Annotated in this window: 25 protein-coding genes and 2 pseudogenes; 17 read left to right on the plus strand and 10 right to left on the minus strand. The window is 65.0% G+C overall.

Translation table 11 applies throughout. From position 1 onward, the window contains the following. Nucleotides 1-12: 12 nt before the first annotated feature. On the minus strand, nucleotides 13-135 hold the full coding sequence (locus tag ACR65N_RS03490; RefSeq protein WP_440455749.1) for a hypothetical protein: 123 nt from the start codon (nucleotides 133-135) through the stop codon (nucleotides 13-15). A gap of 24 nt (nucleotides 136-159) precedes the next feature. Here ACR65N_RS03490 and ACR65N_RS03495 point away from each other — a divergent pair, with 24 nt between their 5' ends. After that, a complete protein-coding gene (locus tag ACR65N_RS03495) occupies nucleotides 160-543 on the plus strand; it encodes an antitoxin Xre/MbcA/ParS toxin-binding domain-containing protein (protein WP_440455750.1) in 384 nt (127 codons plus the stop codon). Next, nucleotides 503-1,255 carry an RES family NAD+ phosphorylase gene (locus tag ACR65N_RS03500; protein ID WP_440455751.1) on the plus strand — a complete coding sequence of 251 codons (753 nt, stop codon included), beginning with the start codon at nucleotides 503-505 and terminating at the stop codon, nucleotides 1,253-1,255. Before ACR65N_RS03495 ends, ACR65N_RS03500 begins: the two co-directional genes overlap by 41 nt. Before the next feature lie 60 nt (nucleotides 1,256-1,315). Here the strand turns inward: ACR65N_RS03500 and ACR65N_RS03505 are convergent, their stop codons facing one another. Continuing rightward, complete coding sequence (locus ACR65N_RS03505) at nucleotides 1,316-1,762, minus strand: MarR family winged helix-turn-helix transcriptional regulator (RefSeq protein ID WP_430305571.1); 447 nt, start codon at nucleotides 1,760-1,762, stop codon at nucleotides 1,316-1,318. Between the two features lie 65 nt (nucleotides 1,763-1,827). On the opposite strand from ACR65N_RS03505, the gene ACR65N_RS03510 reads away from it, so the two are divergent. Genes ACR65N_RS03510 through ACR65N_RS03520 form a run of 3 tightly spaced genes read left to right on the plus strand, consistent with a single transcriptional unit; the run spans nucleotide 1,828 to nucleotide 3,897 of the window. Continuing rightward, the gene (locus ACR65N_RS03510; RefSeq protein WP_440455752.1) at nucleotides 1,828-2,559 is read left to right on the plus strand and encodes a DUF899 domain-containing protein; all 732 of its coding nucleotides are present in this window, start codon (nucleotides 1,828-1,830) and stop codon (nucleotides 2,557-2,559) included. 29 nt (nucleotides 2,560-2,588) lie between these two features. After that, a complete protein-coding gene (locus ACR65N_RS03515) occupies nucleotides 2,589-3,056 on the plus strand; it encodes a DUF1579 domain-containing protein (protein WP_440456110.1) in 468 nt (155 codons plus the stop codon). 46 nt (nucleotides 3,057-3,102) lie between these two features. After that, complete coding sequence (locus ACR65N_RS03520; protein ID WP_440455753.1) at nucleotides 3,103-3,897, plus strand: VOC family protein; 795 nt, start codon at nucleotides 3,103-3,105, stop codon at nucleotides 3,895-3,897. Nucleotides 3,898-3,903: 6 nt separating this feature from the next. Here the strand turns inward: ACR65N_RS03520 and ACR65N_RS03525 are convergent, their stop codons facing one another. After that, a complete protein-coding gene (locus tag ACR65N_RS03525; RefSeq protein WP_440455754.1) occupies nucleotides 3,904-5,211 on the minus strand; it encodes an MFS transporter in 1,308 nt (435 codons plus the stop codon). A 295-nt stretch (nucleotides 5,212-5,506) separates the two neighbouring features. Between ACR65N_RS03525 and ACR65N_RS03530 the strand changes: the two genes are divergently transcribed. From ACR65N_RS03530 to ACR65N_RS03560, 7 genes and pseudogenes are all read left to right on the plus strand, one after another. After that, nucleotides 5,507-5,830 (plus strand): hypothetical protein, encoded by a 324-nt coding sequence (locus ACR65N_RS03530; protein WP_440455755.1) that lies wholly within the window; start codon nucleotides 5,507-5,509, stop codon nucleotides 5,828-5,830. A 191-nt stretch (nucleotides 5,831-6,021) separates the two neighbouring features. Beyond that, the gene (locus ACR65N_RS03535; protein WP_430305576.1) at nucleotides 6,022-6,366 is read left to right on the plus strand and encodes an ArsR/SmtB family transcription factor; all 345 of its coding nucleotides are present in this window, start codon (nucleotides 6,022-6,024) and stop codon (nucleotides 6,364-6,366) included. Nucleotides 6,367-6,379: 13 nt separating this feature from the next. Then, nucleotides 6,380-6,781, plus strand: a pseudogene (locus ACR65N_RS03540) (SRPBCC family protein); the annotation flags it as partial. Between the two features lie 45 nt (nucleotides 6,782-6,826). Beyond that, a complete protein-coding gene (locus tag ACR65N_RS03545; RefSeq protein ID WP_440456111.1) occupies nucleotides 6,827-7,264 on the plus strand; it encodes a GFA family protein in 438 nt (145 codons plus the stop codon). A gap of 93 nt (nucleotides 7,265-7,357) precedes the next feature. Then, nucleotides 7,358-7,687, plus strand: coding sequence for an HNH endonuclease signature motif containing protein (locus ACR65N_RS03550; RefSeq protein ID WP_440455756.1), 330 nt, complete (start codon nucleotides 7,358-7,360; stop codon nucleotides 7,685-7,687). A 102-nt stretch (nucleotides 7,688-7,789) separates the two neighbouring features. Continuing rightward, entirely contained in the window at nucleotides 7,790-8,641 is an 852-nt protein-coding gene (locus ACR65N_RS03555) for a DUF2243 domain-containing protein (RefSeq protein ID WP_440455757.1), read from the plus strand. Nucleotides 8,642-8,704: 63 nt separating this feature from the next. Then, a complete protein-coding gene (locus ACR65N_RS03560) occupies nucleotides 8,705-9,007 on the plus strand; it encodes an alkylphosphonate utilization protein (RefSeq protein WP_430305579.1) in 303 nt (100 codons plus the stop codon). A 13-nt stretch (nucleotides 9,008-9,020) separates the two neighbouring features. Here the strand turns inward: ACR65N_RS03560 and ACR65N_RS03565 are convergent. From ACR65N_RS03565 to ACR65N_RS03575, 3 genes and pseudogenes are all read right to left on the minus strand, one after another. After that, a pseudogene (locus ACR65N_RS03565) lies at nucleotides 9,021-9,321 on the minus strand (type II toxin-antitoxin system RelE/ParE family toxin). Further along, nucleotides 9,318-9,581 carry a type II toxin-antitoxin system ParD family antitoxin gene (locus ACR65N_RS03570; RefSeq protein WP_440455758.1) on the minus strand — a complete coding sequence of 88 codons (264 nt, stop codon included), beginning with the start codon at nucleotides 9,579-9,581 and terminating at the stop codon, nucleotides 9,318-9,320. The pseudogene ACR65N_RS03565 and the gene ACR65N_RS03570 overlap by 4 nt, the downstream one beginning before the upstream one ends. Nucleotides 9,582-9,644: 63 nt before the next feature. Continuing rightward, nucleotides 9,645-11,255, minus strand: coding sequence for a helicase HerA-like C-terminal domain-containing protein (locus ACR65N_RS03575; protein WP_440455759.1), 1,611 nt, complete (start codon nucleotides 11,253-11,255; stop codon nucleotides 9,645-9,647). Nucleotides 11,256-11,385: 130 nt separating this feature from the next. Between ACR65N_RS03575 and ACR65N_RS03580 the strand changes: the two genes are divergently transcribed. The 3 genes from ACR65N_RS03580 (at nucleotide 11,386) to ACR65N_RS03590 (ending at nucleotide 13,832) form a co-directional block, all read left to right on the plus strand. Continuing rightward, nucleotides 11,386-12,351: a YihY/virulence factor BrkB family protein gene (locus tag ACR65N_RS03580; RefSeq protein WP_440455760.1), complete on the plus strand. Its 966-nt coding sequence runs from the start codon at nucleotides 11,386-11,388 to the stop codon at nucleotides 12,349-12,351. A 152-nt stretch (nucleotides 12,352-12,503) separates the two neighbouring features. Then, entirely contained in the window at nucleotides 12,504-12,893 is a 390-nt protein-coding gene (locus ACR65N_RS03585; protein WP_440455761.1) for a hypothetical protein, read from the plus strand. 177 nt (nucleotides 12,894-13,070) lie between these two features. After that, nucleotides 13,071-13,832: a glycosyltransferase gene (locus tag ACR65N_RS03590; RefSeq protein WP_440455762.1), complete on the plus strand. Its 762-nt coding sequence runs from the start codon at nucleotides 13,071-13,073 to the stop codon at nucleotides 13,830-13,832. A gap of 27 nt (nucleotides 13,833-13,859) precedes the next feature. Here the strand turns inward: ACR65N_RS03590 and ACR65N_RS03595 are convergent, their stop codons facing one another. Further along, on the minus strand, nucleotides 13,860-14,567 hold the full coding sequence (locus tag ACR65N_RS03595; protein WP_440455763.1) for a L,D-transpeptidase: 708 nt from the start codon (nucleotides 14,565-14,567) through the stop codon (nucleotides 13,860-13,862). Between the two features lie 156 nt (nucleotides 14,568-14,723). Further along, on the minus strand, nucleotides 14,724-15,530 hold the full coding sequence (locus tag ACR65N_RS03600; RefSeq protein ID WP_495065917.1) for a L,D-transpeptidase: 807 nt from the start codon (nucleotides 15,528-15,530) through the stop codon (nucleotides 14,724-14,726). 117 nt (nucleotides 15,531-15,647) lie between these two features. Here ACR65N_RS03600 and ACR65N_RS03605 point away from each other — a divergent pair, with 117 nt between their 5' ends. Beyond that, on the plus strand, nucleotides 15,648-16,349 hold the full coding sequence (locus tag ACR65N_RS03605) for an SDR family oxidoreductase (RefSeq protein WP_440455764.1): 702 nt from the start codon (nucleotides 15,648-15,650) through the stop codon (nucleotides 16,347-16,349). A gap of 26 nt (nucleotides 16,350-16,375) precedes the next feature. Here the strand turns inward: ACR65N_RS03605 and ACR65N_RS03610 are convergent, their stop codons facing one another. After that, nucleotides 16,376-16,825 carry an Rrf2 family transcriptional regulator gene (locus ACR65N_RS03610; RefSeq protein ID WP_440455765.1) on the minus strand — a complete coding sequence of 150 codons (450 nt, stop codon included), beginning with the start codon at nucleotides 16,823-16,825 and terminating at the stop codon, nucleotides 16,376-16,378. Nucleotides 16,826-16,953: 128 nt separating this feature from the next. On the opposite strand from ACR65N_RS03610, the gene ACR65N_RS03615 reads away from it, so the two are divergent. Further along, nucleotides 16,954-17,838, plus strand: coding sequence for an NAD(P)/FAD-dependent oxidoreductase (locus ACR65N_RS03615; protein ID WP_440455766.1), 885 nt, complete (start codon nucleotides 16,954-16,956; stop codon nucleotides 17,836-17,838). A gap of 5 nt (nucleotides 17,839-17,843) precedes the next feature. On the opposite strand, the gene ACR65N_RS03620 is transcribed toward ACR65N_RS03615, so the two are convergent. Next, nucleotides 17,844-18,806 carry an alpha/beta hydrolase family protein gene (locus ACR65N_RS03620; RefSeq protein ID WP_440455767.1) on the minus strand — a complete coding sequence of 321 codons (963 nt, stop codon included), beginning with the start codon at nucleotides 18,804-18,806 and terminating at the stop codon, nucleotides 17,844-17,846. Nucleotides 18,807-18,863 lie beyond the last annotated feature (57 nt).

The following is an 18,863-nucleotide window of genomic DNA, read 5'->3' on the forward strand; positions in this document are numbered from 1 at the left end:
GGGAGCTTTTGGCTAGCGGAAACCGACGGTGACGGCAAGCCGACGAGGCATTTGCGAACGGCGCAGCCCGTGCAACAGGCCGGACTGCAGCAATTCGTCAACAGAAACCTTGCCGTGAGAAAGCTTCGCTGCCATATATTTCCTGTGAAAGGATTTGTGATGGCTGCTCAGCCAGACCACCTGCAAAGAACTGACGAAGAGGGTAAGGTCGTCAGCAAGGCGGTGACGCGTGCTGCCGAGCGCCTCGGTGTCAACGGCCGCATGCTAGGGACGGTTCTCGGCCTGTCGGAAGCCTCGGTGTCGCGCCTCAAGCGGCTCGACCTGACGCTGGCGCGCGGCGACAAATCCTTCGAGCTGGCGCTGCTCTTCATTCGCCTGTTCCGCTCTCTGGATGCCATCACCGGTGGCGACGAGGCGGTGGCCAAAGCCTGGCTGCGCTCCAGCAACACGGCGCTTGGCGGCGTTCCGGCAGAAAAGATCCTCAGCATTGCAGGCCTCACCGATGTTCTCGCCTACCTGGACGCCAGACGCGCTCTCGTCTGAAATCATCACCATTGCAGGCGATTACTGGCGGCTGGTGGAAGCCCAGCACCAGGTGTCGACCATGAAGCTGGTGGACAGCGCAGCCGATCAGAGCCTGCTGGAACAGCTTCTGGAGGACACCAAGCCCGGCTTTCCGCCGGAGGCGCGGGACCTCGACTATCTGCTGGCGACGCCGTTCCGCTATGGTGCCGCCTATCCGCACGGTTCACGCTTTCGCCGCGCCGGCCGGACGCTTGGGGTCTTCTACGCATCGGCTGCCATATCGACGGCAGTCGCTGAAATGGCCTTCTACCGCCTGCTGTTCTTTTCGGAGTCGCCGGGCACGCCGCTGCCGGCCAATGCCGCCGACTACACCGCATTTGCGGCCCGCATCTCGACCGAGCACGGGCTGGACCTGAGGCGCGGCGCCCTGGCAGAGGACGCAGCGGCATGGCAGCATCCGACGGATTATGCCGCCTGCCAGGCGCTTGCCGATGCGGCACGCGCGGCCGGAGTCGAGGCAATGCTCTACCAGTCGGTGCGCGATCCGGTGGGCGGGCGCAACATTGCACTGTTGAGCGCTGCCGGTTTTGCCGCGCGCGAGCCGGTGCAGCGGCAGACCTGGCACATCCATCTGGCGCGCGGCCATGTGCAGGCGCTTTGCGATTATCCACGCCAGCGGCTCGGCTTCAGCCTTGCCGACTTTGCCGGAGATCCACGCCTGCGGGCCTGATGGCGACCCCTTAGGGCCTAATGCCTGTTGCCCGTTCCCTGCTGCCGACCGCGCCGCCGCTCACCGCAGCGCCAAAAGATCCGTCCGGAGGCGATAGGGTCCGCCCTCGCCCAGCATTTCGTCGACCTCGCCATGCGTCTGCGTCCAGACCGGTACGGCTGCGGCGAGCAATGCCGTGCCATCGGGCGTCAGCTTCAGAAGCCGGCTGCGGGCGTCCTTGGGGTCGGCAACCGCCTCCACCAGCCCGCGCCGCTGCAGCGGCTTCAGCGCCGCCGTCAGTGTCGTGCGGTCCATGTCGAGCACCGCTGCGACCGAGCCCATGGTCGCCGGCTGCGGCCTGTTGAGCGACATCAGCAGCGAAAACTGGCCGTTGGTCAGGCCGAGCGGCCGCAGCGCCGCATCGAAACGGCGGGCAAGCGCACGGGCGGCGCGCTGCACGTGCAGGCAGAGGCACGTGTCGCGTACGTGGATGGTGGTTGAGAAGGGAATCACGGCGGCATTTGACATGCACTAAATATGTTGATATCAACCCAACTGTCAAGACGGACAGCAATGACATCGAGGAGGATGTAATGGAGCATGCCGTGATTTCCCGGGAGGACTGGGTGGAGGCGCGCAAGGCGCTGCTGGTGCGCGAGAAAGAGGCAACCCGCCTGCGCGACGCGGTCAACCGCGAGCGGCTGGCGCTGCCCTGGGTGAAGGTCGAGGCCGACTACCGGTTCGCCACGCCGCAGGGTGAGAAATCACTGTCCGACCTGTTCGACGGCCGCAGCCAGCTGATGACCTATCATTTCATGCTCGGCCCCGACTGGGATGCCGGCTGCCCCGGCTGCTCCTTCCTCGCCGATCACCTGGACGGTGCGCTGGTGCATCTCAACAATCACGACGTGACGCTTACCTGCGTGTCGCGTGCGCCGCTCGACAAGATCGAGGCCTACAAGCGCCGCATGGGCTGGCAGTTTCCCTGGGTCTCGTCCTTCGGCAGCGATTTCAACTTCGACTATGGCGTCTCGTTCACGCCGGAGCAGCTGGCGGCCGGGCCGGTGACCTACAATTTCCGCGAGCTGCCGGCCGATCAGGCGCATGACGAGCTACCCGGCACGTCGAGCTTCTACAAGGACGACAGCGGCCAGATCTTCCACACCTATTCGAGTTACGCGCGCGGCGGCGAAGAGATGATCGGCACGCTGATGATCCTCGACCAGGCGCCGTTGGGGCGCAACGAAAGCTCGACGATGAACTTCGTCAAGCGCCACGACGAATACGCGCCGAGCCCCGCCGCGGCATCGAGCTGCTGCCACTGACAGACACAGGGAGGAGAGACATCATGGACATGTGCATGCCGAAACCGCGTGCCGAGCACGCATTTCTCAACCGGCTGGTCGGTCGCTGGCGGGTCTCCGGCGAGGAGATTCCGGGCAATGCGGACTGGATCGAGGAGGTGCGCTCGCTGAACGGCATCTGGTTCGTCGCCGAATGCCGCGGCAGCATGCCGGATGGATCCGACGTCACCGCTATGCTGACGCTCGGCCACAATGGCGAGACGGGCCGCTATGTCGGCAGCTGGATCGGCACGATGATGGAGCACATGTGGGTCTATGACGGCGAGCTTTCGGCCGATGAAGGCACGCTCTGCCTCTATACCACCGGCCCGAGCTGCACCGATGCGCCGGGAATGCAGGCGTGCCGCGAAGAGATGAGCTTCAGCGACGATGACCACCGCCGCTTCGTCTCCAGCATGAAGCAGCCGGATGGCAGCTGGAAACAGTTCATGCGCGCCGATTACCTCCGGATCACCTGAGCAGCCCCTTCCCCAGCCCCGCCTTTACAACACAGGACGACAACCCATGCCCTCACCCACCCATGGCAAATTCATCTGGTGCGAGCTGATGACCAGCGACATGCAGGCAGCCGCCGAATTCTACGCAAAGGTCATCGGCTGGAGGGCCAAGACCATGCCGATGCCGGGCGCCGACGGCACAGAGTACGGGATCTTCGACATTCGCTCGGGCGATGAGGATTGCGGCATCGCCGGCTACATGACGATCCCGCCGGAGATGAACGGTCAGGTGCCGCCGAACTGGACGGGCTATGTGGCGGTGGACGACGTCGATGCCATGGCAGGGCTGTTTGCGGCGGAAGGCGGCTCGGTGATGCAGCCGGCCTTCGATATTCCGGGCATCGGGCGCATGGCGGTGGTCGCCGATCCGCATGGGGCAGTGCTCTGCATCATGACGCCGGCGGCCATGGATGCGACGCCGCCGGAGCCTGCGACCGGCACGCCGGGCACGATCGGCTGGTACGAGCTGATGGCCGGCGACGGGCGCCAGGCGCTTGAATTCTACGGCCGCATGTTCGGCTGGACGCTGGACCACGCGATGGACATGGGGCCGATGGGCGAATACCTGATCTTTTCCCATCATGGCCAGCAGATCGGCGGCATGATGACGAGACCCGAACAGGTACCGGTGCCGCATTGGGGCTACTACATCAACGTCGCGTCGATCCACCAGACCATGGAGGCGATCGGAGGAAATGGCGGACGCGTGGTGTTCGGCCCGCAGGAGGTGCCGGGCGGCAGCATCATCGTCAACGCGCAGGATCCGCAGGGCGCCTATTTCTCGGTGGTCGGCGCGCCCTGAGTTTCGTCATTCCGCAGCCTTCGGCCGGATACCCTGCGCGGCGAAAGCCGCCAGCAGTGCGAGCACGGAGGCCGTTCCCCACAGGGCAATGAGACCTGCATGCGGTCCCGGCACCGCAAGCTGGCCGACTATGCCGGCGGCCGAGGCAAGTCCGCCGATGACGGTGGAACCGAAGACGCCGCCGGAGGTCGACACCGAGGGCAGCAGCGAACCGGTTGCCATGCGATGCTCGGGGGTCGCATCCTCGATGATCGCCTGGCTGGCAATGGCATAGACGAGGCCGAAGGCGGTGCCGTTCATCACCTGGCCGGCAATCACCAGCGGCAGCACCTGCAGATAGAAGCCGGCGGCGATCAGCAGGCAGCCGACGACCTGGAAGAACGGACCGATGCGCACCGTCCTTGCCTTCGATGCGGCACGGGCAACAGTGGCGACCGGCAGCGCGACAATGCTCCAGGTGAGCGCCAGCGTGACGACGACGAAGCCGGCTGCGGCCGGCGACAGCCGGAACACGTGGGTGAGCGAATAGGCCATGAAGACCGCCGAGACGCTCTGCGCCGCCGTCATCAGGAACAGCATCCATGTGCCGCGGCCGAGCGTCGACCTGAGACCGAAGAGGCCCGGCGGCAAGATCTGCCTGCGCCGGGACGGCGCGAGCTGCGGCGTCCCGGCCGGCGGCGCGGGCTTTGGTTCAGCGCCGCGCGGCAGCGCGATCGGCAGCACCGAATAGAGGATGACGATGAACGGCAGGCTGACCGCAAGGGCTGCCCGCCAATGGACGAATTGCGCCGTCAGTCCGCCGGCAAGCGGCCCGAGCAGCGCGGCCACCGCCCAGAGGATGGCCTCCACCGAAAACACGCGCGGCACCTGGCGCGCCGGGAAGATATCGGCGATCAGGCTGTAGCAGAGCGCGACGATCCAGCCATCCGACAGGCCCTGCAGCGCACGGCCGGCGAGCAGCAGCCCGGCACTCGGTGCCAGCGACTGCATGGCGACAGCTGCCAGATAGATCCCGCCGGCCAGCATCAAGCCGCGGCGTGCGCCAAGGCGCCGCCGAAGCGGTGCCGCGCTCAGCCCGCCGGCAATCACCGAGAGGAAGAAGGAGGCGTAGAGAAACGGCAACAGCCACGGCGCCTGCAGCGCATCAAGCGCCAACGGGATAACCGGCGCGATGGCGATCTCGTTGAAGGCGTGCAGAGCGATGCCGGCGGATACCACGGTCAGCCGCAGGCCATAGGGTGCCGAGATCAGCTCGCGCCAGCCGCTCGCCGCCGGGTCTGCAATGTCATCGATCGGGCGGCTCTGCTGGTCCATGGTCTTGTCGTCCAGATGGTCGGTGTGACATCGGCTAAGGTGTAAGACCGCAACCGGTGTGGTGGTCAATGGCTTACAGACGAAAACCGGAGCATCGTGCGGATTGTCGGTCGGCGAGGTTGCACGGCGTGCCGGCGTCGCCAACAAGAATCCGTCCTCGAAGCGGCCGTGACCTGTAGGCTCTGCGTTACACTGGATTGCCGCGCTGGTGACCCGCTCGCACCGGCGGTTGTGGTTCATAATCCGTTCATAGCTATCGGAGCATGGTCACCATCTATCAACGGAAGGCATACCCATGAACAGATATCTCTCAGCAATCGGCGCCGCGGCAGTGGCCCTTGTCATGAGCGTCTCAAGCTTCGGAACGGCAACTGCTGGTCCGATCGTGAACCAACCGGCACAGATCACCTCTGGCGTTGAACTGGTTCAGCACCGTGATGATCGCCGGCACAATGCTCGTCCCGATCGTCGGCATCACCGGGCGGATCGCGCGCACCGCAGAGACCGCCCCGGTTACTGGAATGGCCATCGCGGCTATCGCGAACATCGTCGAGGCTACCGCCGTCACAGCGACGGCTACTACTATGCGCCGTCCGTTTTCCGGCTGATGATCCGCTAAGGCGTCTAGCCTCAGTCCCAAGATTTCAAAGCCCCGCACCGGAAACGGTTGCGGGGTTTTCCATTGCTGCGGCCGGTTCTGGTTTACCATGTGCCAAGAGCGCAGGGTGTCTCGCGCACACAGCACAGGCCAAGAGATGCAGGCGAAAACCTGCCTATTGACATGCAGGCATTTACCTGCGCATCTGGGTCGTGACATACGAAAACGAACAGAACGACCTTGTGTTCAAGGCGCTGTCCGATCCAACCCGGCGGAGGATCCTCGATCTTCTCGCCGAGCGGAACGGCCAGCCGCTGGGTGCACTCTGCGAGCATCTCGACATGCGACGGCAATCGGTGTCGCAGCACATCGAGCTGCTCATCGAGGCCAATCTGGTGACGACATTCCGGCAGGGACGCGAGAAGCTGCACTTCCTCAATCCGACGCCGCTGCACGAGGTCTACGAGCGGTGGATCCGGAAGTTCGAGCGCCAGCGCCTGTCGTTCCTGCACGACCTCAAGACACGGCTGGAGGATAAGGGCCATGACGATACCTAGCTTCATCTACGTGATGTCCATCGCCACCACGCCCGCCCGGTTGTGGGAGGCGCTGACCGACGCGAACATCATGCGCGACTACTGGCTCAACCCGGCGGCCGACGGGCCTGCGCATGTCAACGTCTCCGACTGGACCGTCGGCTCCGGCTGGGAGCACCAGCGCCTGGACGAGGCACGCACCGTCGACCTCGTGGGCGAGGTGATCGAGTGCACGCCGCCGTCTCGGCTGGTGCTCAGCTGGGCGCGACCGGAAGACAAGGGCGATGGCTCCAGGCATTCCACCGTATCGTTCGATATCGCCGAGCAGGCCGAGGGTCTCGTCCGGCTGACAGTGACGCATGACGGACTTGCCGGGGATCCGCAGATGCTGGCCGGCATCTCGAGCGGCTGGCCGACCATCCTGTCGAACCTCAAGACGCTGCTGGAGACCGGCCGCCCCCTGCCCCGGAAGACCTCCACCGTGCCGGCAACGGAGCGCTCGGCGACCGCCCGCCACTTTTCCGGCGGCTGCGCCTGCGGCGCCATCCGTTACCACACCGACGCCACGCCGCTGATGATGGGCGACTGCCAGTGCCGGCAGTGCCAGCGGGAGAGCGGCACCGGACATGCTTCGGCGCTGATCTTTCCGCGCCAGGACGTCGAGCTCGAGGGAACGGTATCGGAATGGACTGCGGTCGGCGACGGCGGCACGACGAAATCCAAGGCATTCTGCCCCGTATGCGGCTCGCCGGTCTACATGACGCTCGCCGAAATGCCCGAGGTCATCGTCATTCGCGCCGGCAGTCTCGACGATCCGGCTCTCTATCAGCCGCAGCTGGTGACGTGGACGGCAGCTGGCCACGCCTGGGACCGCATCGACCGGGCGCTGCCAAGCTTCGAGGGCATGCCGCCGCGCTGAGGCTCCTGTTCAGGAAATCTTCGACGCACACGCCACATTGCAGCGCCCTTTAAGGAGAACCATATCCCGTTCACTGGACACTGCGGGATGCGCATGGCGAGGAAGCACAGGGAGAAGATAGCGGCCTGGTACGTGGCACCGGCACCGGACATCTGTCCGCTGTGCGGGCGGGACATTCCCGAGGATCAGCGCGACGCGCATCATCTGGTGCCGAAGAGCCGCGGCGGGCGGGAAACCCAGTTCCTGCACCGCATCTGCCACCGGCAGATCCACGCGCTGTTTTCCGAAGCCGAACTGGAGACCTCCTATTCCACCGTGGAGGCGCTGCTCGAGCATCCCGAGATCCAAAAGTTCGCCGCATGGGTGGCCCGCAAGCCGCCCGGTTTCTTCGACGGCACGCGGCGCAGCAACCGGCGCAAGTGAGCGTCGGCGACGGCTGCGGAGGGCCTCCTCCTTTGGACGCGCAACCATCCGCGCGGCGCCTTGTTTTGCGTCCTGACGCCGAAGAACGTCGGGAGGCACCGCATGCAGACGACGCGCAGCACGGATCGCAGCGGAACAGGCCGCAGTCTCGCCTCGGCCGGTCTCGCCTCGGCCGGTCTTGCTCTCGGCTTCGGGCTCGGCGGCTTCTTTGACGGCATCCTGCTGCACCAGGTGCTGCAATGGCACCATCTGCTGTCGGCGCTCGAAGATGCGCGTGGCAATATCCGGCTGCTGATCCTGACCGACGGGCTCTTCCACCTGCTGATGTTCGTGGTGACGGCGATCGGCCTCCTGCTGTTGTGGCGCGCGCGGCGCAGGTTTGCCGATGAAGGCGGCGACCGGCAATTGCTCGCCCATGCGCTTCTCGGCTTCGGCGGCTGGCACATCATCGACGCGCTCCTGTCGCACTGGATCCTCGGCATTCACCGCATCCGCATGGACAGCAGCGTGCCGCTTGCCTGGGATCTCGGCTGGCTGCTGGTGTTCGGCCTGGTGCCAGCGCTGTTCGGCTGGCAGTTGCGTCGCGGCCCACCGAGGCGGGGCATGCGCGGCGGCCACCGGGGCACCGTGATGCTGGTCATCCTGACGCTTGCCGCCGCTCCGATCGCTGGCCTGCCCGCCAGCCCGGCAAGCGGCGCCGCGACGATGATCGTCTTCCGTCCCGGCACCACCCCGGCGCAGGCCTCCGCCGGTCTCTCGATGCTTGGCGGGCAACTGGTCTGGAGCAATTCCGGAGACACCGTATGGGCGGTTCGCCTGCCGGACGATGCGGATGCCTCCGACTTCTATCGCCACGGCGCGCTGCTGGTGAGCAACGGCATGCTGGCCGCCGGCTGCCTCAACTGGTTCCGCGCGGACACCGAAAGCACACCGGCCGGCGCCCGGTCCTTTTGACATCCTCGGCCGCAAGGCCTAAGCCGCAGGCAACCATCCTCAGAGACGAAGGACCCTTGCGCCATGGCAGCCGATGACGACGACTACGTCTACGATGAAGCGACCGGCGAATGGCGCCCGGCCTCCGAGATCGCAGCCGCTGCGGCGAAGGGCGCCGAGGTGCTCGACTCGGCCGGCAACGTGCTCAGCGACGGCGATTCCGTGACGCTGATCAAGGACCTCAAGGTGAAGGGCGCCGGCCAGACGCTGAAGCAGGGCACGGTGATCAAGTCCATCCGGCTGACCGACAACCCCGAAGAGATCGACTGCCGCCACGATGCGATCAAGGGACTGGTCCTGCGCACCGAGTTCGTCCGCAAGCGGTGAGCAGGCTCTGGCTCTACCCTCTCGGAAAGAGGATGGCCTCGTAGTCCTGCGCACCGTTCAAAATGTGCAGGATATCGACCTAATCTTCTCCGACCCGGTAGAAGATCAGGTAGTCTCTGTAGGGATAACGGCGGATCCCGCTGGCCTCGTAGCGGGGCACGAGAGGAAATGCCTTGGGACATTTCCTCAAGCCTGCGGCACCGATCAAGCAGCTCTCTAACAAAACTGACGGCTCGGTGGGGATTGTCTGCGGCAATGTGATCGCCAATGCGCATCAGATCGGCTTCCGCCTCTGCTGCAATGACGACAATCACCGATCGCCTCTCTCCGCCTGAGCCTGATAGCGGGCGATCAGCGTCCGCTCGACGTCGTCTATCGTCCTCACCCGTCCAGCATCGGCATCAGCAATCCCTCGGCTGATGCTGTCATCCAGCATCTGGAGCCGATGCTCGCGCTCCTCGACAAGGCGAACGCCTTCCTGCAGGACCTCGCTGCGGGACTTGTAACGGCCTGTGTTGACGAGATCCTTGACGTAGCTTTCAAGCTTCGGTCCAAGGTTTTCGCTGCTTGCCATGGATCAATCTCCTGTCGCAAAGAATGGCGATGATGAACGCAGTTGGCAAGGTTGTCGTCCCGCCTACCGCTTCAAGCTTCCCAGAATGCCGCGCACCAGCGCCCGGCCGATCTGGTTGGCGACCGAGCTTGCGACAGAGCGGGCGGCGCTCTTCATCGCCGCCTCGATCACCGTCTCGCGCTGGTAGCCGGACCGTCCGGCGCCCTCGCCGCGCTTCTTCGGCGGCGCCTTGCCGAGCGCCTCGTCCACCGCATCGCCAAAACCGGGAAGCGTCCAGCGACCGGCGGCACTGCCGGATTTTTCCGACGCCTCCTGTTCATCGGCCGGCACCTCGACCTCGGCGCGCTTCGGGATCTCCGCCTGGGCCGCCTTTTCGGCGCGCGCCATGAGGATCTCGAAAGCGGATTCGCGATCGATGTCGATGTCGTACTGGCCAGCGACCGGGCTTGCGGCGATCAGCCTGCGCCGTTCGTCATCGGTCAGCGGGCCGATGCGGCCGGACGGCGGACGGATCAGCGCGCGCTCCACCATCGACGGCGCGCCCTTGCCTTCCAGCGTCGAGACCAGCGCCTCGCCGGTGCCGAGCAGGGTGATCGCTTCCTCCGTCTTGAACTCCGGATTAGCGCGGAAGGTCTCGGCGGCGGTCTTTACCGCCTTCTGCTCGCGCGGCGTATAGGCGCGAAGCGCGTGCTGGACGCGGTTGCCGAGCTGGGCGAGCACGGTTTCCGGCACGTCGAGCGGGTTCTGGGTGATGAAATAGAGGCCGACGCCCTTCGAGCGGATCAGCCGGACAACCTGCTCGACACGCTCCAGCAGCACCTTCGGCGCCTCGGAGAAAAAAAGATGCGCCTCGTCGAAGAAGAACACCAGCCGCGGCTTTTCCGGATCGCCGACTTCCGGCAGTTCCTCAAACAGTTCGGACAACAGCCAGAGCAGGAAGGTGGCGTAAAGCCGCGGGTTCATCATCAGCCTGTCGGCGGCCAGGATCGACACCATGCCGCGGCCGTCGGTCGTCGTGCGCATGATGTCGGTGATCTTCAGCGCCGGCTCGCCGAAGAAGTGCTCGGCACCCTGCTGTTCCAGCACCAGCAGTCCGCGCTGCAGCGAGCCGACCGAGGCCTTGGAGACGAAGCCGAAGCGGCTGGAGATCTCGCTTGCGTGCTCGCCCATGTAGTTGAGCAGTGCCTGCAGGTCCTTGAGGTCGAGCAGCGGCAGGCCACCCTCGTCGGCAATCTTGAAGGCGATGTTGAGGACGCCTTCCTGGGCATCCGTCGCATCCATCAGCCGGGCGAGCAACAGTGGCCCCATCTCGGCGACCGTCGAGCGGACGCGGTGGCCCTTCTCGCCGTAGAGATCCCAGAAGATCGTCGGGAAGGCGGCGTTGTCGTATTCGGCAAACTGGATCGCTTCCGCCCGCTTCAGCAGAAAATCCTTCGGTTCGCCGACTGCGGCGATGCCGGAAAGATCGCCCTTGATGTCGGAGCAGAACACCGGCACGCCGGCTGCGGAAAAGCCTTCCGCCAGCACCTGCAGGGTCACCGTCTTGCCGGTGCCGGTGGCGCCGGTAACAAGGCCGTGCCGGTTGCCGAACTTCAGGTCGAGATATTCCGGCTTCTTCAGCGTCTCGTCCGGGTTGCGGCTGCCGCCTACAAGGAGTTTTCCCGCCTCAAGCATGCAACTGCCCTTCCTTCAACTCGTTACCGTTACGCTAATGTATAGGCCGTTGGATTTGGAACGGCAACGCACCGACGGACGGGCCTTACCGGCGTCAGCCTAGGTAGCTTGGAACGAGGGAAGAGAGGACATGACAGAGACGGCACAGGCATCCGAGATCGAACGTGGCCGCTACGCCGAACGGCCTGGCGAAATCCCGGCCAGGGGATTGAAGGATGTCGCCATGCGGGTCTACGGCGCCCTGCAGGAGGATCGCGTCATGCTGATCGCCGCCGGCGTGACGTTCTACCTGCTGCTGGCGATCTTCCCTGCCATGACCGCCCTTGTATCGCTCTACGGCTTCGTTGCCGATCCCGGCACCATCATCGAACGGCTGGACTTCCTGCGCATGGTCATGCCGCCGGACGGGCTGGACATCTTCTTCAAGCAGATGCAGTCGCTGGCAAGCCAGGAGCAGAGCACCCTCAGCTTCGGTCTGATCTTCGGTCTGCTGGTGGCCCTGTGGAGCGCCAACAACGGCATGAAGGCCCTGTTCGAGGCGATGAACGTCGCCTATGGCGAAGACGAGAAGCGCAGCTTCATCCGGCTCAACATCGCCTCGCTGACATTCACCTTTGCCGGCGTGCTGGGGGCGATCGTGCTGATCGTCGGGCTCGGCATCATCCCGGCGATCCTCAAGTTCGTGCACCTGGGCGATGGTGCCAGCGTCTTCCTCAACGTCCTGCGCTGGCCGGTGCTGCTGGTGCTGGTGGCGGGCGGCATCAGCCTGCTCTACCGCTACGGCCCGAGCCGCGAGCCGGCCAAGCTCCGCTGGCTGACCTGGGGTGCCGGGCTTGCGGCGCTGTTCTGGATCGCCGGATCGGTGGGCGTCTCCTTCTACCTGTCGCACGTGGCTGATTACAACGCCACTTACGGTGCACTCGGGGCGCTGATCGGCTTCCTGTTCTGGACCTGGATCTCGGCGATCATCGTCATCCTCGGCGCTGAGCTCAACGCCGAACTGGAGCATCAGACACGCAACGACACGACGACCGGCGAAGCCCAGCCGATGGGCAGCCGCGGCGCCTACATGGCTGATACGGTGGGCGGACCCTGACCGCCGCAGACGGTCCGCCGGAAGTTTTGGCGCATGCCGGTGCAGTCACGCCGGAGCCGTGCTAGATCCGCGGCAGAACGAAGGCTGCAGCTTGCATCGCGCGCCGGATTTATTTACGTTGACGTACACGTCAAGAAACTGAGGAGAGATTGATGAACGAGCTGGTGACCCGGGTTGCGGACAATGTGGGCATTGCTCCAGCCGTCGCGGAAAAGTCCGTCGGCATGATGCTGGGCTTCCTGCAGCGCGAGGCGGATGCCGGTGCCGTTGCCCGCATGATCGAGGCCATTCCCGGCGCGCCTGAACTGGTGGCGAAGTTCAACGGCGAAGGCGCAGGCTCCGGCGGGCTGCTGGGCGGCCTGATGGCAAGCTTCGGCGGCGGCGTGATGGCACTCGGTCAGCAGCTGATGGCCCAGGGCCTCGGCATGAGCGAGATCACCGCACTTGCCCGCGAGACCATGGCAGTTGCCCGCGAGCACGCCGGCGCTGACACGGTCGACAAAGTGGTGAATTCGGTTCCCGGCCTCAGCCAGTTCGTCTGAGCAGCGTCATCCTACAAGCATAGCGCCGGTCCATTGGGCCGGCGTTTTGCGTTCAGCGGCGCGACGCGAGGGGACCAGCCTTAGCCTCGCAGCTTCTTCGGGAAATATGTCCATCTCCTGCGGACGTGCCGCGGCGAATATGCCATATCGCTGCCGACGATGGCTGGAGAGATGTTCGTGAAGACCCTGATCTATCAGTTCTGGAAAGGCGAGATTCCTGCCTATGCGGATCTCAGCCGGCGCCTGTTTGCCGCCTATGCCGAAAGGCACGGGGCCGACTATCGTTTCGACGACAATCCGACTTTCTTCACCGGAAAGTACGCGGAATATTTCCACGCGCTGCGGCCCGTCTATGATGATGCGTTCCTCGCCTACGACCGCATCATCTTTGTCGATTCGGATGTCTATCCCAAGGCCGCGGCTTCAGCCGGGATCCTCGACTGCCCGGTCGGGCATATCGGCATGGTGGAGGAACTCTCGCCTGCCATTCGCCAGGATCGTCCGAAGTGGATCACCGACGCCAAGGAACGGCGCTGGGCGACAATCTCGGAGCTGATGTTCCGGTCGCGTCCGCCGCGCAGGCCGGACGGCAATCCGCGCGCCTTCAATTCAGGGGTTATCGTCTATACGCAGGAGGGGTTGCGGGCGGCACGTGCGTCGTTCCCTGATCGCGGGCTATATTCGCTGGCGATGCGGCTCGCCCTGCTGCCGCGCTTCTACCGCCTGGACCAGAACTATCTGGGCATGGCCTGTTTCCGCAAGGGCATCCAGTTTACGGAACTGGACCCGTCGTGGAACCGCATCGTAAAGGCGGCGGAGCTCGACGACAAGCTGCGGGTCACGGCGCCAAGCCCCGGCACCGCCTTCGTCCACTGGCAGGTGAGGAACCGGCGGGACTTCTCCGAACGCCAGATCCTCGATCTGGTGGAGAGTGCGTGAGCCAAGAATGGCTCACGCGTCTATCCATTACTGCCAGACGATGATGCGGGCCTTGTTGGGCACGCGCTCGTAGAGGTCGATGACGTCCTGGTTGAGCATGCGCACGCAGCCCGAGGACACGGCCTTGCCGATCGAATTCCATTCCGGATTGCCATGCAGGCGGTACAGCGTGTCCTGGCCGTTCTGGAAGATGTAGAGGGCGCGGGCACCAAGCGGGTTCAGGAGGCCCGGCGGCATGCCGCCATTGGCGGAGGAGTACTTTACCAGCTCCGGCTGACGCGCGACCATCTCATCCGGCGGCGTCCACTTCGGCCATTTCTGGCGCCACTGGATGACGCCTTCGCCCGACCAGGAAAAGCCTTCGCGACCGATGCCGACGCCGTAGCGCATGGCCGTCGCTGCACCCGGCTCGACCAGGTAGAGGAAACGTTCGCGGGTATCGACGACCACCGTTCCGGCCGGTTCGCCGGTGGTGTTGGCCACCTGCTGACGGTAGAAGCGCGGCGGGATCTTCCAGTACGGCACGGCCGGAATGACGAAGCCGCCATCGACCGTCTGGCCGTAGGTGGCGTCGAGTTCCGGAGAGCGACCCATCGGCGGAGCCGGCAATTGTGGCGCAAAGCCGATTGGGCTGAAGCGCACCGGACCCGATGAGGCACAGCTGGCAAGTGTGGATGCGGCACCGACAGAGAGCAGGCTCAGGATGCGGCGGCGGCTATAGGTTTCAGATGTCATGAGGCCGGATTTACTTCTTCACAGGGACGGCGGGAACGAACGCGAAACAACGAGCGCGTCTGACATTGGTTCCGCGATTATGGCCAGAAGAAGTACCATCCGCCTTAATTCGGGTGAAACATCCGTGAGCGGCGCCCTATCAGTTCCGACCTGTGATCACATTACAACAATCGGCGTCGACGCGGGCACGCGTTCGAAGAGGTCGATGACATCCTGGTTGAGCATGCGCACACAGCCCGACGAGGTCGCCCGGCCGACCGACTGCCAGTCCGGCGTGCCGTGAACACGGTAGAGCGTGTCCTTGCCGTCCTTGAAGATGTAGAGCGCGCGGGCACCCAGCGGATTGTTGAGCCCCGGCGTTGCGCCGCCGGCTGCGGCGGAAAACTTCGTCAGCTCCGGCTGGCGCGTCACCATGTCGGCGGGCGGCGTCCAGCGCGGCCACTTGGCCTTCCACTGGATGGTGCCGCGGCCGGTCCAGCCATAGCCGTCGCGACCAAGCCCGACGCCGTAGCGGATCGCCTTGCCGTTCGGCTGGACGAGGTAGAGGAACCGTTCGCGGGTATCGACGACGATGGTGCCGGGCGCCTCGGCGGTCCTGTAGTCGACCTCCTGGCGCAGGTAACGGGCGTCGATGCGCGAGTAGGGAATGGCCGGCAGCGTGTGGCCGTCGTCGCGGATGCTGGCGTAATAGACGCGGTGCACCGGGTTGGAGACCGGCAGCCCATAGGTCTGGTGGAACTGCGTCTGATAGAGCTGGCGCTTCTGCGGGATCGCCTGCTGCTTCTGCGTCGGTTGCGGCTGCGGTTCCGGCGGGGCCGACGGATTGTAGAAGACCGGCGCGGTTTCCTGGACGAAGACGTCCGGGTTCATGCGACTGGTATCGGTCACCAGGATGCAGCCGGACAGGCCCGCCGACAGCACGACGGGTGCGGCAAGCGTCCAGCAGCGGGATAGGCAGCGCAAGATCAACGGCATAAGGTCGCTTCCGGCAGATGAAGTCCGCCGGACCATGGCAGCCGCGGCTGGCGCGAGGCTTTCGCCTTGCGTAAGACGGACAGATCAAATTTCGAGGAGACGAGCATGGCGGACAAGGTAGCAATCATCACGGCAGGCGGCAGTGGCATGGGTGCCGGCGCGGCCCGCAAGCTGGCGGCCGACGGCTTCACCGTCGCCATCCTCTCCTCGTCCGGCAAGGGAGAAGCGCTCGCTGCGGAACTCGGCGGCTTTGGCGTCACCGGCTCCAACCAGTCGAACGACGACCTGAAGCGGCTGGTCGACATGACCATGGAGCGCTACGGACGGATCGACGCGCTGGTCAACAGTGCCGGCCACGGCCCCCGGGCGCCGCTGCTCGAGCTTTCCGACGACGACTGGCATCGCGGCATGGACGTTTACTTCCTCAACGTCGTGCGCCCGACGCGGCTGGTGACGCCGATCATGCAGGCGCAGAAAAGCGGCTCGATCGTCAACATCTCGACCTTCGCCGCCTTCGAGCCGGACCCGGTGTTTCCGACCTCCGGCGTTTTTCGCGCCGGGCTTGCCGCCTATACGAAGCTGTTTTCGGACCGCTACGCCGCCGACAACATCCGCATGAACAACGTGCTGCCGGGCTTCATCGACAGCCTTCCGGAAAAGCAGGAGTTCAAGGATCGCATCCCGATGGGTCGCTATGGCACGGTCGACGAGGTGTCGGAACTGATCGCGCTTCTGGCATCCGACCGCGGCGGCTACATCACCGGCCAGAACATTCGCATCGACGGCGGCATCACCCGCTCGGTCTGATCGCTGTGAAAGAGTGTGGCGACCGCTCAGTCGGCGGTGCCACACGGCCGATGCCCCTGCAGCCGGCGGCCAAAGTCGGCGGCGAGATCGGCAAGGCTGACCTCCTTGAAGCGGCGCAGCAGGAGCGCCTCCGCATCGCGCAGGGCATCGTCCACCGCCGCGGTAACCGCCTGCTCCACCAGACATTCCGGACGGTCGTATGCACTGCCGATGGCAAACACGTCCGGCTCTCCCACGGCCCGGTAGACATCCAGAAGCGAAATATCGGCCAATGGCCGCGCCAGCGTCCATCCACCGCCATGCCCTTTTTCCGAATGCACATAGCCTGCGTCGCGCAATCCGCCCATCGTCCGCCGGACGACGACAGGGTTCGTGTTGAGCATCATGGCAATCGCATCCGACGTCAGCGGCTTTTCAGCCTCGGCCATGTGGATCAGCACATGCAGCATGCGTGACAATCGGCTGTCCTGACGCATGACGTCCTCCCTTTTGCCCCGCCGTTTTCGCATGCGCCTGCGAGTCACGCAACAAACGTTGTGTCGTGAACCTTGACAAACCACAACTCATGTAACTTCATAGGTTTCGTGAACCTGCAGGAGAGACCATGACGTTCGAGGCCATCATCATCGGCGGCAGCTATGCCGGCCTGTCATCCGCCCTGACGCTCGGGCGCGCCCGTCGCCGCGTGCTCCTCATCGACCAGGGAATTCGGCGCAACCGATTCGCCAGCCACTCCCACGGCTTCCTGACGCAGGACGGCACCCCGCCGGACGAGATCGCCGCGCAGGCGAAAGCCCAGATCAGCCGGTATCCGAACGTCACCTGGCTCGATGCTCGCGCCGAAACCGCCAGCGGAAGCATCGACAATTTCACCGTGGAGGCAGGCGGGGCCGAGCATCGTGGTCGACGCCTGATCCTGGCGACCGGGATTATCGACGTGCTGCCGGAGATCGACGGCATTGCGGACCGCTGGGGCAAGAGCATTTTTCATTGCCCCTACTGCCACGGCTATGAGCTGGAGGGCGGCCGGATCGGTGTCGTCGCCACGTCGCCGCTTGCCATGCATCAGGCATTGATGCTGCCGGACTGGGGACCGACCACCCTGCTTCTCAACGATGCGTTCGAACCGGATCTTCAGCAGATGGCCGCCTTGCGAGGGCGCGGGACCGCCGTCGAGACCGGCGCCATTTCCCATGTCTCCGGTACGGCAGACGTGCATTTCACCGACGGACGACTGTCCCGCTTCGAGGGTCTCTTCGTGGCGCCGACCCTTCGCCTCGCCGGCGATCTTGCCGAACGGCTGGGCTGCGCCATCGACGAGACACCGATGGGCCACTGCATTCGCACCGATGCCATGAAGGCAACGACCGTGGCCGGCACCTTCGCCTGCGGCGATGCGGCGCGGGCGGCCGGCAATGTCACCTTCGCGGTGGCCGACGGCACGCTGGCAGCGCTTGGCGCACACCGCTCGCTGATGGGGTTCGACTGATCGACTTAGGCGCCGTGGGTGCGGAAGAAGCGGATGCTTTCCGCCACCGCGCCCGGCACCACGCCATTGTGGTTGCCCGGCAGCAGACGGTGATCGATGGAGACCCCGGCGGAACGTACCCGCTCGATCAGCAGCTGGTCGTTGGCGTCGAACGGCCGCTCCTCTGATCCCCGCAGCAGAAGCGTCGGGCATTTGAGGCTGCGCCCGAAGCAGACCGAAGAGCGCATGACCAGTTCGCGCGGATCGGCCGCGTCGAAGCGGATCTCCTTCTCATAGCGGCCGAAATAGCGCCAGGCGCTGACGCCGGCGGAGATCGGCACTGCTGCCCTGAAATGCCGCGTCATCGCAGACAGAAGGCTGAGCGTGCCGCCATTGCTGTGGCCGGCGAGGAACAGCCGCTGGCTGTCGACGCCCGGCAGCTTTTCCAGATAGGCGGCAGCTGCCAGCGCATCCGACGTTTCGTCGTAGAAGCCGGAATAGTTGCCGGCCTGGCCGTTCTCGCCGCGAAACGATGGCAGCATGACGATGAAGCCAGCTTCCGCGTAGGGGCGCACCAGCTGCCAATGCCCCTCGCCCGTGGCATTGCCGCCGTGGAGGAATAGCACTGCCGGCTTCAGCTTGGCCGACGGCTCGTAATCGGAAACCCAGGCGATCAGCTCGATGGAGCCGTCGGGTCCGCCGGGATAGCGCACGCGTTTGCCGCCAGGCACCTCGCCGAGCGGCGGCGACACCTCGGGCGACGGTCCGAACTTGACGAGATGTGTCGAGAACCGACGACGAGCCTCGGCATAATCTTCCGTCTCGATCGGCGGAATGTCCGGAATGTCGAAGGGTGGCGGACCAGCCGGCGGTCTCGGCGTGGCCGCTGCCGGCAGCGAAGGCTCGGCGGCGGTCTGTGCACCGGCGGCTGCCGGAAGGAGTGCACCAGCGGCAAGGGCGGACAGCATCTGACGGCGGGACAGCGGCATGAGGCACCATAGGCGGTGAAGAAAATGTTCGATCGTAGCATCGCTGGCTACGCCCGC

The organism is Rhizobium sp. SAFR-030, assembly GCF_059415005.1.

Bases quoted from the DNA above. Each gene is read 5' to 3' on its own strand.
- ACR65N_RS03490 (WP_440455749.1), bottom strand. From the start codon at position 135: ATGGCAGCGAAGCTTTCTCACGGCAAGGTTTCTGTTGACGAATTGCTG.
- ACR65N_RS03495 (WP_440455750.1), top strand. From the start codon at position 160: ATGGCTGCTCAGCCAGACCACCTGCAAAGAACTGACGAAGAGGGTAAG.
- ACR65N_RS03500 (WP_440455751.1), top strand. From the start codon at position 503: ATGTTCTCGCCTACCTGGACGCCAGACGCGCTCTCGTCTGAAATCATC.
- ACR65N_RS03505 (WP_430305571.1), bottom strand. From the start codon at position 1,762: ATGTCAAATGCCGCCGTGATTCCCTTCTCAACCACCATCCACGTACGC.
- ACR65N_RS03510 (WP_440455752.1), top strand. From the start codon at position 1,828: ATGGAGCATGCCGTGATTTCCCGGGAGGACTGGGTGGAGGCGCGCAAG.
- ACR65N_RS03515 (WP_440456110.1), top strand. From the start codon at position 2,589: ATGTGCATGCCGAAACCGCGTGCCGAGCACGCATTTCTCAACCGGCTG.
- ACR65N_RS03520 (WP_440455753.1), top strand. From the start codon at position 3,103: ATGCCCTCACCCACCCATGGCAAATTCATCTGGTGCGAGCTGATGACC.
- ACR65N_RS03525 (WP_440455754.1), bottom strand. From the start codon at position 5,211: ATGGACCAGCAGAGCCGCCCGATCGATGACATTGCAGACCCGGCGGCG.
- ACR65N_RS03530 (WP_440455755.1), top strand. From the start codon at position 5,507: ATGAACAGATATCTCTCAGCAATCGGCGCCGCGGCAGTGGCCCTTGTC.
- ACR65N_RS03550 (WP_440455756.1), top strand. From the start codon at position 7,358: ATGGCGAGGAAGCACAGGGAGAAGATAGCGGCCTGGTACGTGGCACCG.
- ACR65N_RS03555 (WP_440455757.1), top strand. From the start codon at position 7,790: ATGCAGACGACGCGCAGCACGGATCGCAGCGGAACAGGCCGCAGTCTC.
- ACR65N_RS03560 (WP_430305579.1), top strand. From the start codon at position 8,705: ATGGCAGCCGATGACGACGACTACGTCTACGATGAAGCGACCGGCGAA.
- ACR65N_RS03570 (WP_440455758.1), bottom strand. From the start codon at position 9,581: ATGGCAAGCAGCGAAAACCTTGGACCGAAGCTTGAAAGCTACGTCAAG.
- ACR65N_RS03575 (WP_440455759.1), bottom strand. From the start codon at position 11,255: ATGCTTGAGGCGGGAAAACTCCTTGTAGGCGGCAGCCGCAACCCGGAC.
- ACR65N_RS03580 (WP_440455760.1), top strand. From the start codon at position 11,386: ATGACAGAGACGGCACAGGCATCCGAGATCGAACGTGGCCGCTACGCC.
- ACR65N_RS03585 (WP_440455761.1), top strand. From the start codon at position 12,504: ATGAACGAGCTGGTGACCCGGGTTGCGGACAATGTGGGCATTGCTCCA.
- ACR65N_RS03595 (WP_440455763.1), bottom strand. From the start codon at position 14,567: ATGACATCTGAAACCTATAGCCGCCGCCGCATCCTGAGCCTGCTCTCT.
- ACR65N_RS03605 (WP_440455764.1), top strand. From the start codon at position 15,648: ATGGCGGACAAGGTAGCAATCATCACGGCAGGCGGCAGTGGCATGGGT.
- ACR65N_RS03610 (WP_440455765.1), bottom strand. From the start codon at position 16,825: ATGCGTCAGGACAGCCGATTGTCACGCATGCTGCATGTGCTGATCCAC.
- ACR65N_RS03615 (WP_440455766.1), top strand. From the start codon at position 16,954: ATGACGTTCGAGGCCATCATCATCGGCGGCAGCTATGCCGGCCTGTCA.
- ACR65N_RS03620 (WP_440455767.1), bottom strand. From the start codon at position 18,806: ATGCCGCTGTCCCGCCGTCAGATGCTGTCCGCCCTTGCCGCTGGTGCA.